The organism is Pseudoxanthomonas sp. LjRoot204_2 (assembly GCF_056175765.1).
Window position 1 is genome coordinate 1 of the sequence record NZ_JBGFFG010000114.1, and the last position, 8,617, is coordinate 8,617.

12 protein-coding genes are annotated in these 8,617 nt (G+C 68.0%); 4 read left to right on the forward strand and 8 right to left on the reverse strand.

Features of this window, described 5'->3' with window-relative positions:
* The first annotated feature begins 72 nt into the window (after nt 1-72).
* The 3 genes from AC04L7_RS07295 to AC04L7_RS07305 are packed head-to-tail and all read left to right on the forward strand — an operon-like array spanning nt 73 to nt 2,545.
* Nucleotides 73-546, forward strand: coding sequence for a GFA family protein (locus AC04L7_RS07295; protein WP_299342829.1), 474 nt, complete (start codon nt 73-75; stop codon nt 544-546).
* A 51-nt stretch (nt 547-597) separates the two neighbouring features.
* Nucleotides 598-1,341, forward strand: a complete 744-nt coding sequence (gene rlmB, locus AC04L7_RS07300; RefSeq protein WP_299342831.1) for a 23S rRNA (guanosine(2251)-2'-O)-methyltransferase RlmB — start codon at nt 598-600, stop codon at nt 1,339-1,341.
* Between the two features lie 19 nt (nt 1,342-1,360).
* Nucleotides 1,361-2,545 (forward strand): DmpA family aminopeptidase, encoded by a 1,185-nt coding sequence (locus AC04L7_RS07305; RefSeq protein WP_436001055.1) that lies wholly within the window; start codon nt 1,361-1,363, stop codon nt 2,543-2,545.
* Between the two features lie 12 nt (nt 2,546-2,557).
* On the opposite strand, the gene AC04L7_RS07310 is transcribed toward AC04L7_RS07305, so the two are convergent.
* Nucleotides 2,558-3,097, reverse strand: coding sequence for a helix-turn-helix domain-containing protein (locus AC04L7_RS07310; protein WP_435999666.1), 540 nt, complete (start codon nt 3,095-3,097; stop codon nt 2,558-2,560).
* A gap of 114 nt (nt 3,098-3,211) precedes the next feature.
* On the opposite strand from AC04L7_RS07310, the gene rhtA reads away from it, so the two are divergent.
* Complete coding sequence (gene rhtA / locus AC04L7_RS07315) at nt 3,212-4,099, forward strand: threonine/homoserine exporter RhtA (protein WP_435999664.1); 888 nt, start codon at nt 3,212-3,214, stop codon at nt 4,097-4,099.
* On the opposite strand, the gene AC04L7_RS07320 is transcribed toward rhtA, so the two are convergent.
* The 7 genes from AC04L7_RS07320 to AC04L7_RS07350 form a co-directional block, all read right to left on the reverse strand.
* Complete coding sequence (locus AC04L7_RS07320; RefSeq protein WP_296280420.1) at nt 4,100-4,600, reverse strand: O-acetyl-ADP-ribose deacetylase; 501 nt, start codon at nt 4,598-4,600, stop codon at nt 4,100-4,102.
* A 21-nt stretch (nt 4,601-4,621) separates the two neighbouring features.
* Entirely contained in the window at nt 4,622-5,251 is a 630-nt protein-coding gene (gene rnt / locus AC04L7_RS07325) for a ribonuclease T (protein WP_435999662.1), read from the reverse strand.
* A 212-nt stretch (nt 5,252-5,463) separates the two neighbouring features.
* Entirely contained in the window at nt 5,464-6,213 is a 750-nt protein-coding gene (locus AC04L7_RS07330) for an HvfC family RiPP maturation protein (RefSeq protein WP_296280422.1), read from the reverse strand.
* Nucleotides 6,206-7,057, reverse strand: coding sequence for an HvfB family MNIO-type RiPP peptide maturase (locus AC04L7_RS07335; protein WP_296280424.1), 852 nt, complete (start codon nt 7,055-7,057; stop codon nt 6,206-6,208). The genes AC04L7_RS07330 and AC04L7_RS07335 overlap by 8 nt, the downstream gene beginning before the upstream one ends.
* Before the next feature lie 48 nt (nt 7,058-7,105).
* A complete protein-coding gene (locus tag AC04L7_RS07340; protein WP_296280426.1) occupies nt 7,106-7,504 on the reverse strand; it encodes an HvfA family oxazolone/thioamide-modified RiPP metallophore in 399 nt (132 codons plus the stop codon).
* A gap of 145 nt (nt 7,505-7,649) precedes the next feature.
* On the reverse strand, nt 7,650-8,360 hold the full coding sequence (gene phoU, locus AC04L7_RS07345; protein WP_299342842.1) for a phosphate signaling complex protein PhoU: 711 nt from the start codon (nt 8,358-8,360) through the stop codon (nt 7,650-7,652).
* An 8-nt stretch (nt 8,361-8,368) separates the two neighbouring features.
* On the reverse strand, nt 8,369-8,617 hold a 249-nt coding region (locus AC04L7_RS07350; protein WP_475512755.1), incomplete at its 5' end, for a phosphate ABC transporter ATP-binding protein.

The following is an 8,617-nucleotide window of genomic DNA, read 5'->3' on the forward strand; positions in this document are numbered from 1 at the left end:
AGTCGCTGGGTCCCGGCTTTCGCCGGGATGACGGCGTCGGTTCTCGTTTCCCCTGCTTGATGAGGAGCTGCTATGTCCACCCAGACCCACACCGGCGGCTGCCAATGCGGCGCGGTCCGCTTCCGCGTCACCGGCGACCTGAAGGACGCCTCCATCTGCCACTGCCGGATGTGCCAGAAAGCCTTCGGTGCGTATTACGCGCCATTGGTGTCCACGCGCGGCGCGGTGCTCGCGTGGACGCGCGGCGAACCGAAGCGCTTCCAGTCCTCGAACGTGGTGCGGCGAGGCTTCTGTGCCGAGTGCGGCACGCCGCTGACCTATGAAGCACCGGATGGGGTGGCTCTCGCAGCCGGTGCGTTCGATGATCCGTCCGGGCTGGCGCCCTGGGTGCAGTACGGCGTGGAGGGCAAGCTACCCTATGTGGATGCCCTGTCCGCACTGCCGCAGCGGCGCACCGAGGAGGATGAGGCGGCTGCGGCGTTCTTGGCAGGGGTGGTCTCGTTCCAGCATCCGGACCACGACACGGCGGCCTGGCCGCCACGCTGAGCGGGCGGTCGGTGCGATAATGCCGCCCTTTCCAACGCGGCCTTACAGCGCATGAGCAAGCAGAATTCGTGGATCGTCGGCGTCAATGCGGTCGCCTCGGCGGTCGAGAACGACGCCGACAACGTGCGCGAGATCCTGGTCGAAGGCGGCAGCAAGAACGCGCGCCTCACCGAGATCGAGGAGAACGCGCGCCGCAAGGGCATCGACGTGCGCCGCGTCACCGGGCAGGCGCTGGATGGCGTGGCCGGTTCGCTGCGCCACCAGGGCGTCGCCGCACGCTATGCCGCTGCGCCCACTTGGGACGAGAACGAACTGCAGGGGTTGGTGGAGGGCGCCGAAGGCAAGGCCCTGCTGTTGGTGCTGGACGGTGTGCAGGATCCGCACAACCTCGGCGCGTGCCTGCGCAGCGCCGCGGCGGCCGGCGTGACCGCGGTGATCATCCCCAAGGACAAGTCGGTCGGCGTCAATGCCACCGTGCGCAAGACCTCGGCGGGTGCGGCGGACCGGATTCCGGTCGTGCAGGTCACCAACCTGTCCCGCTGCCTGCGCGACCTGCAACAGCTCGGCGTATGGATCTACGGCCTGGCCGGCGAGGCTACGGCGTCGCTGTACGCCACCGACCTGCGCGGCAACGTCGCGCTGGCGCTCGGGGGCGAAGCCGACGGCCTGCGCCGCTTGACGCGCGAACACTGCGACGGGCTGGTGAAGATCCCCATGCCGGGCGACATCGAAAGCCTCAACGTGTCGGTCGCCGCCGGCATCACGCTGTTCGAGGCGGTCCGCCAGCGCCAGTAAAGGAGTCCACGTGTCCCGCATGCCGCATCCTCCGTTTCCGCGACTGGTGGCGCTGCTGCTGGGGCTGTCCTCGTTCGCAGCCTTCGCGCAGGACGCGCCGCGCGCTCACGCGCGAGACCTGGGCGTGGCGCCAGGCATCTTCGCGCCGGGGACGTACAACGCCATTACCGATGTCGCCGGTGTGCGGGTCGGCCAGGTGACGTTGAAGGAGGGCGACAAGGTACGCACGGGCGTCACCGCCATCCTGCCGCACCCCGGCAACGTGTACCGCTCGCGCGTGCCGGCTGCCGTGCACGTCGGCAACGGCTTCGGCAAGTTCATCGGCAGTACCCAGGTCAACGAACTCGGCGAGCTCGAAACCCCCATCCTGCTGACCTGCACCCTGTGCGTATGGAAGGCCGCCGATGCGATGGCGGACTGGATGCTGGCCCGGCCCGACATGCAGCAGGTGCGCTCGCTCAATGTCGTGGTCGGCGAGACCAACGATGGAGGCCTCAACGACATCCGCGCGCGTCCGGTCACGGCCGACGCCGTGCGCCGCGCGCTGGATGACGCCACGAGCGGTGCCGTGCAGGAAGGCAGCGTCGGTGCCGGCACCGGTACGGTGGCGTTCGGCTGGAAGGGCGGCATCGGCACGTCATCGCGCAAGCTGCCTGCGTCGCTGGGCGGCTGGACGGTCGGCGTGCTGGTACAGAGCAACTTCGGTGGCGTGTTGCAGGTGTCGGGGGCGCCGGTCGGCCGCGAGCTGGATCGCTACGCCTTCCAGAAGGCGGTCGCGATGCAGGGCGATGGTCGTCGTGGTCCGGCGGATGATCGTGGCGACGGTTCGATCATCATCGTCATCGCCACCGATGCCCCGCTGGCCGACCGCAACCTGCGCCGCGTCGCGTCGCGCGCGATGATGGGCCTGGGTCGCACGGGCAGCTCCGCATCCAACGGCAGCGGCGACTACGTCCTCGCGTTCTCCACCGCGGAGTCGGTGCGGCGCGCCTTCGATGCGCCCCGGCTGGACACCTCGGAGCTGGCGAACGAGCAGATGAGTGCCGTCTTCCAGGCCAGCGTCGAGGCGGTCGAGGAAGCGATCTACAATTCGCTCTTCATGGCCACCACGGTCAGCGGCAATGGCGAGACCGTCGAGGCCATCCCGCTCGACCGGGTGCGAGAGATCCTCCGGCGGCACGGCATCACCGCACCCAAGAAGTGATGTTCCTCGGTTTCAGTGCACGACGTTGCGGATGAAGCGCAGCGGCGTGTCGCCATCGTTGCGGTAGGCGTAGTCGCGATCGCTCGGGAATACGAAGAAGTCGCCCGCCGCGACGATGTGGTCGCCGTCCGGGAGCTCGACGACCAGATGGCCTTCGATGACGAAGAACATCTCGTGCCAGCCGGCCGGATCGGCCGCCGACAAGTAGCGGTCGCCGGGCATCAGTGTCCACGCCCACAGTTCGACATCGTGTGAGGCGGGTGCGGTGGCCAGCAGCACGCCCTGCGAGCCCGGCGTGCGGCCGCTCCAGGCCAAGGCTTCGATACGGTCCAGACCCGGGGCACTCGGCGGCTTCACCAGGTCCGCGAAGGTCACTTTCAGGGCTTCGGCAATGCGGTCGAGGGTGTTGAGGCTGACATTCGCATCGCCGGATTCGATGCCCACCAGCATACGGCGGGAGACGTCCGCCGCCACCGACAGGGCCTGCTGGCTGAGACCTGCGTCCGTACGCAGGCGGCGGATGTTCTCGGCGACGTGTTCCAGCACACTCATGGGCGGGGTTGCGCACTATATTGCGCATCCGGTAAGCTTCGGTCTGCGCAATATAGTGCGCATTCCTTCCCTTCTTCAAGCGCGGCGCTCCCGGCGCGCGCAGGTCATGCCGTCATGTCGTCCCCGAATTCCCATGCCTCGCTGCATTGGCAGCCGATCGCACTGCTGCTCATCGCCATGCTGTCCATACAGGCGGGCGCGTCGATGGCGAAGGGCCTGTTCCCCGCCGTGGGGGCGACCGGCGCCACGGCGCTGCGGCTGACGTTGGCGACGGTGATGCTGGTCGCGGTGTTCCGGCCCTGGCACGCGCGCGTCACCCGCGAGCAGTGGCCTCTGCTGGTGTTCTACGGCGCGTCGCTGGGGCTGATGAATCTGCTGTTCTACAAGTCGCTGGAAACGGTGCCGCTGGGAATCGCGGTCGCACTCGAATTCACGGGTCCGTTGGCCGTGGCGCTGTTCGGCTCGCGCCATCTGCGCGACGTCGTGTGGGTCGTGCTGGCCGTCGCCGGGCTGGTGCTGCTGGTGCCGGAGCAGGGTGCCGAGGCGCTGGATCCGGTGGGAGCGGTCTACGCGCTTGGCGCAGGCGCCTGCTGGGCGATGTACATCGTGTTCGGCCAACGGGCAGGCAATGCGCACGGGCCGCAGACGGTCGCCATCGGCAGCTGCATCGCGGCGGCGGTGGCGGTGCCGTTCGGCGTCGCGCATGCCGGTGCTGCGCTGCTGGCGCCAGCGCTGCTGCCCATCGCCCTGGCGGTCGCGCTGCTGTCCACGGCGATCCCCTACAGCCTGGAAATGGTGGCGCTGACGAAGATGCCCACGCGCACCTTCGGCATGCTGATGAGCCTGGAACCGGCCATCGCCGCCCTGTGCGGCCTGCTGTTCCTGCACGAGCGCCTGTCGCTGCTGCAGTGGCTGGCGATCGCGGCGATCATCGTCGCGTCCGCCGGCGCGGCGATGACCTCGCGTCCGCCGGTGCAGACCGCGGCCAACGGTGAAGCGTAGTCAGGCGAGCGAGGCCTGGTAGACCGCCAGGTCGCTGCCGGAGAAACAGCAGAAGATCACCTCGGGCGGCGTGGGCGATGCAGACAATACGGCACGGACAGTGTCGACCGCGACGCGTGCGGCGGATTCCGCGGGATAGCCGAAAATACCGGTACTGATGCAGGGAAAAGCGACGCTGCGCAGGCCGTGCCTTTCCGCCAGCGCCAGGCTGTTGCGGTAGCACGCAGCGAGCAGGGCGGGCTCGCCGTGTCCACCGCCACGCCAGACCGGACCGACGGTATGGTTCACATGGCGTGCCCGCAGGCGATACCCCTGCGTGATCTTCGCTTCGCCAGTGGCGCAGCCGCCGAGCAGTCGGCATTCGTGCACCAGCTCCGGACCCGCCGCGCGATGGATCGCGCCATCCACGCCACCGCCGCCGAGCAGCGAACTGTTCGCCGCATTGACGATGGCGTCGACCTGCAGCGCAGTGATGTCGGCCTGGATCGCAGTCAACCGCATGACGCCGTCCTGTGCGAGGTATCAGCCCAACGGCTTCGGCCACATGTTGGCGATCTTGCAGAACAGGCGCGCGGTCTGTTCGGCGTCGTAGACCGCCGAGTGCGCGTCGTCGGCATTCCAGTCGAAGCCGGCGGCCTGCACGGCGCGGGCGAGCACGGTCTGGCCGTACGCGACGCCAGCCAGCGTCACCGTGTCGAACACGCTGAAGGGATGGAACGGGTTGCGCTTGTGCGCTACCCGCGCAACGGCGGCATTGAGGAAATTGAGGTCGAAGTGCGCGTTGTGGCCGACGAGGATCGCGCGCTGGCAGCCGTGCTTCTTCACCGCCGCGCGCACTGGCGCGAACACGTGGTCCAGCGCCTCCTTCTCCTGCTTGGCGAAGCGGAACGGGTGGTCCAGATCGATGCCGGTGACTTCCAGCGATTTCGGATCGATCTCGGTGCCCGGCGCCGGATGCAGGTGCACGCTCGCGGTTTCGCCACAGACCAGCAGCCCGTTCTCGTCCAGGTCCAGCGGTACCGCGGCCATTTCGAGCAGGGCGTGCCGGCTCCAGTCGAAGCCGCCGGTCTCCACGTCCACCACCACGGGCAGGTAACCGCGGAAGCGGTGGGCCATGGGGGTGATGCGGACGGGTTCGGCAGCGTTTTCCATGCGGGAAAGGGTAGCAGAGGGCGCGGGTGCTTCCTCGGCTGGAAACCCAACGTCGGCCAGGTTTTCTGTAGGAGCGACGTAAGTCGCGACCGTCAACCTGCCACTCCAGTGACAATGAGGGGGCCGCATGAAGGGCGGACGCCATGCCCCGGTTGCTGGCCTGCAGTGATGTCCTGGTCGCCCGTGTCGTGCGGTCGCGACTTGCGTCGTTCCTACAGTGCAGGCGTGCGCGTCCCGAGCACGGTGCCTTCGTCGCGCATGCGCACCAGCATTGCGGCGCCCTGGTCGGCGAAGGCGGGCACGTCGTCGACTCCTGCCTCCGCTGCCAGCTGACGCACCGCATCGCCACCGCTGCGACCGCCTTCGCCCAGCAGTTCGACCAGCCGGTAGACCAGTGGCGAGATCGCCGCGAAGCGCACCTGGTGTTCCGCATCCCGACGCACGAGCAGCAGCGTCGGTTCGACCGGCGGCGCATCGGGCTGGAAGTCCGGACCGATCCGGTGCACCGGCCATTGGTAGGCCAGCGCCCACGCGAAGGGCGAGACCACCGGTTCGCCCGTCAGCAGGTCGGCGTGCGGGTCATGCGCTGGCACGGGATCGTCGGCGATCTGCAGCGCCAGCTCGACCCATTCGTAGTGCGCGAGTTCGCGCAGCCAAGGGGGCAGGTCGTCGTCGCGCGTTTCCAGGTAGCGGATGAATTCGCGCGCGATCTCCGGGAACAGCGGGGTATGGCTACGGTGGTCGGCGTAGAAGCGGCGCACCAGCACGCGCCATGCGTCCTCGCCCAGCGTCTTCCGGATCACCGGGAAGTTGCCGGCCAGCAGGGCTTCGATGTTGTTGAAGAACAGGTCGCGGTAGATCGCCAGCCGGCGCGCTTCGATGCCGGGCGGCGGCGGATGCGAGGACGGATCACGCAGGTGGCGCGACAACGCGAACTGCATGTCGTGCAGGGGGTCAGCCATGCGTCGCCCGCGCCGCTGTGCCAGGAAGATGCAGCGCCTGCAGGGCGCGGATGCGCTGCAGTTCGACACACAGCTCGGCCAGCGGCGGGAAGTTGAAGTCGCGCTCCAGCAGCGTGGGGCGCACGCCATGCGTGGCATAGGCTTGCGACAGCAGCGCCCACACGTCGTCCTTCACCGGGGCGCCATGCGTATCGACCTTCAGGTCGTCGGCTTCGTCATAGTGGCCGGCGATGTGGTACGACGCGATCCGCGCCGAAGGCATGCGCGTGAGGAAGGCGCATGCGTCATAGCCGTGGTTGATGGCGTTGACGAATACGTTGTTGACGTCGAGCAGCAGGTCGCAGTCGGCCTCATCGAGCACTGCGGTGATGAAGTCGACTTCATCCATCGCCTGGTAGGGCGCGGCGTAGTAGGAGACGTTCTCGACCGCGATCCGCCGACCCAGCGCGTCCTGTGCGTGGCGGATGCGCGCGGCGACGTGATGCACCGCCTCCTCGGTGAACGGGATCGGCATCAGGTCGTACAGATGGCCGTCGTCGGTGCAGTAGCTGAGGTGTTCGCTGTAGAGCACCACCCGGTATTCGTCCAGGAAGCGCCGCGTGCGCGCGAGGAACGTATCGTCCAGCGGCGCCGTGCCGCCCAGCGACAGCGACAGTCCGTGGCAGGTGATCGGATACTGCGAGGCCAGGGTCTTCAACGCATCGCCGTAGCGTCCACCCACCCCCAGCCAATTGTCCGGCGCGCATTCGAGGAAGTCGAACGCCCCGGCCGGCGCGGCCAGCAGTTCGTCCAGCAGGGCGCGGCGCAGGCCCAGGCCGGCGGAGGCGGGAGGAAGGGTGATCATGCGGATGCAAGCGCAGGCCCCGGCGCAACGCCGGGGCCTGCTTCGGACTTACTTGGTCTCGCCGGCCTTCTTGGTGCCGCCGCACTTGCCCTCGCCACATTTGCCTTCACCGCACTTGCCCTCCGCGCCCTTGGCGCCGGCATGGGCCTTGTGCTCGGCGGCATCGATGAAGCCGTCCTTGTTGGTGTCGATCTCGGCAAATTTCGCGGCCTTGTCGGGATGGGCTGCGTTGAATTCGGCTTGCGAGACCTTGCCGTCCTTGTCGGTGTCGGCCTTGGCCATGCCGCACTTGCCTTCGCCGCACTTGCCTTCGGCCGCCTTCGCCGCTTCCTGGCCCGCCAGCAGGTAACCCTGCGACAGCGGCTCCATCGCGAACGCGGAACCGGTCAGGGCGAGGCCTCCGGCCAGGGCAATGGCGACCGCGGCAGGCTTGTTCGTCTTGGACATCGTCATGCTCTCCAGTGAGGTGCGGCGGAGCCGCACGGGAAGTGGCGACAGTGTAGACGCAGTCCGTTAGCCGGCCGTATGCATGCCCGGAAATGCTCGCGCCCCGCGTGGAAGCGGGGCGCGGGGGTGCTGCGGTGCGGAAATCTCAGACCGCGCCGGTGGTGCTGGTCTCGTCGCGCTTGTCGCGGGGCGGCAAGGGCTGTTCGCCGTGTACGAGGAACCAGATGTTCTCGGCGATGTTGGTGGCGTGGTCGCCGATGCGCTCCAGGTTCTTCGCCATGAACAGCAGGTGCGTGCACGGCGTGATGTTGCGGGGGTCTTCCATCATGTAGGTCAGCAGTTCGCGGAACAGGGCGGTGTAGTGCGCGTCGAGTTCGGCGTCGCGCTCGCGCACCTGCACGGCCTGGTCCGCATCGCCATTCTGGTAGGCGACCAGCACGTCGCGCACCTGGCGGGCGGCCAGCTTGCCGAGCGCGCGCAGGCCGGTGATCTGTGGCATCGGCGGCGACACATTGAGCGCGATGGAACGCTTGGCGACATTGGCCGCGTAATCGCCGATGCGCTCGATGTCGGCGGGGATGCGCAGGCCGGCGAGGATCTCTCGCAGGTCGCGCGCCATCGGGCCACGCAGCGCCAGGTGCATCACGTCGTGGCTGACCTGGTGCTCGATGGCGTCGATGGCCTCGTCGTTGGCGATGATGCGCTGCGCGGCCTTGTCGTCGCGGCGCTCGACCACGTCCAGCGCGGCCTCCAGCTGGGCGACGGCGGTCTCGCCCATGCGCACGATCTCCGCCACGATGCGGCGCTGTTCTTCGTCGTAGCTCTTCACGATATGGTCGTTGGGTTGGGTGTTCATGGGCGTCCTCAGCCGAACCTGCCGGTGATGTAGTCTTCCGTCTGCTGCTTGCCGGGGTTGGAGAAGATCGTCGAGGTGACGTCGTGCTCCACCAGCTCGCCCAGGTACATGAAGGCGGTGTAGTCGGACACGCGCGCGGCCTGCTGCATGTTGTGGGTGACGATGGCGATGGTGTACTGGTGCTTCAGCTCTTCGATCAGCTGCTCGATCTTGCTGGTCGAGATGGGGTCCAGCGCGGAGGTCGGTTCGTCCAGCAG

Excerpts from the sequence above, each read along its gene's own strand:
- AC04L7_RS07295 (WP_299342829.1), top strand. The coding sequence starts at position 73 with ATGTCCACCCAGACCCACACCGGCGGCTGCCAATGCGGCGCGGTCCGC.
- rlmB (WP_299342831.1), top strand. The coding sequence starts at position 598 with ATGAGCAAGCAGAATTCGTGGATCGTCGGCGTCAATGCGGTCGCCTCG.
- AC04L7_RS07305 (WP_436001055.1), top strand. The coding sequence starts at position 1,361 with ATGCCGCATCCTCCGTTTCCGCGACTGGTGGCGCTGCTGCTGGGGCTG.
- AC04L7_RS07310 (WP_435999666.1), bottom strand. The coding sequence starts at position 3,097 with ATGAGTGTGCTGGAACACGTCGCCGAGAACATCCGCCGCCTGCGTACG.
- rhtA (WP_435999664.1), top strand. The coding sequence starts at position 3,212 with ATGTCGTCCCCGAATTCCCATGCCTCGCTGCATTGGCAGCCGATCGCA.
- AC04L7_RS07320 (WP_296280420.1), bottom strand. The coding sequence starts at position 4,600 with ATGCGGTTGACTGCGATCCAGGCCGACATCACTGCGCTGCAGGTCGAC.
- rnt (WP_435999662.1), bottom strand. The coding sequence starts at position 5,251 with ATGGAAAACGCTGCCGAACCCGTCCGCATCACCCCCATGGCCCACCGC.
- AC04L7_RS07330 (WP_296280422.1), bottom strand. The coding sequence starts at position 6,213 with ATGGCTGACCCCCTGCACGACATGCAGTTCGCGTTGTCGCGCCACCTG.
- AC04L7_RS07335 (WP_296280424.1), bottom strand. The coding sequence starts at position 7,057 with ATGATCACCCTTCCTCCCGCCTCCGCCGGCCTGGGCCTGCGCCGCGCC.
- AC04L7_RS07340 (WP_296280426.1), bottom strand. The coding sequence starts at position 7,504 with ATGTCCAAGACGAACAAGCCTGCCGCGGTCGCCATTGCCCTGGCCGGA.
- phoU (WP_299342842.1), bottom strand. The coding sequence starts at position 8,360 with ATGAACACCCAACCCAACGACCATATCGTGAAGAGCTACGACGAAGAA.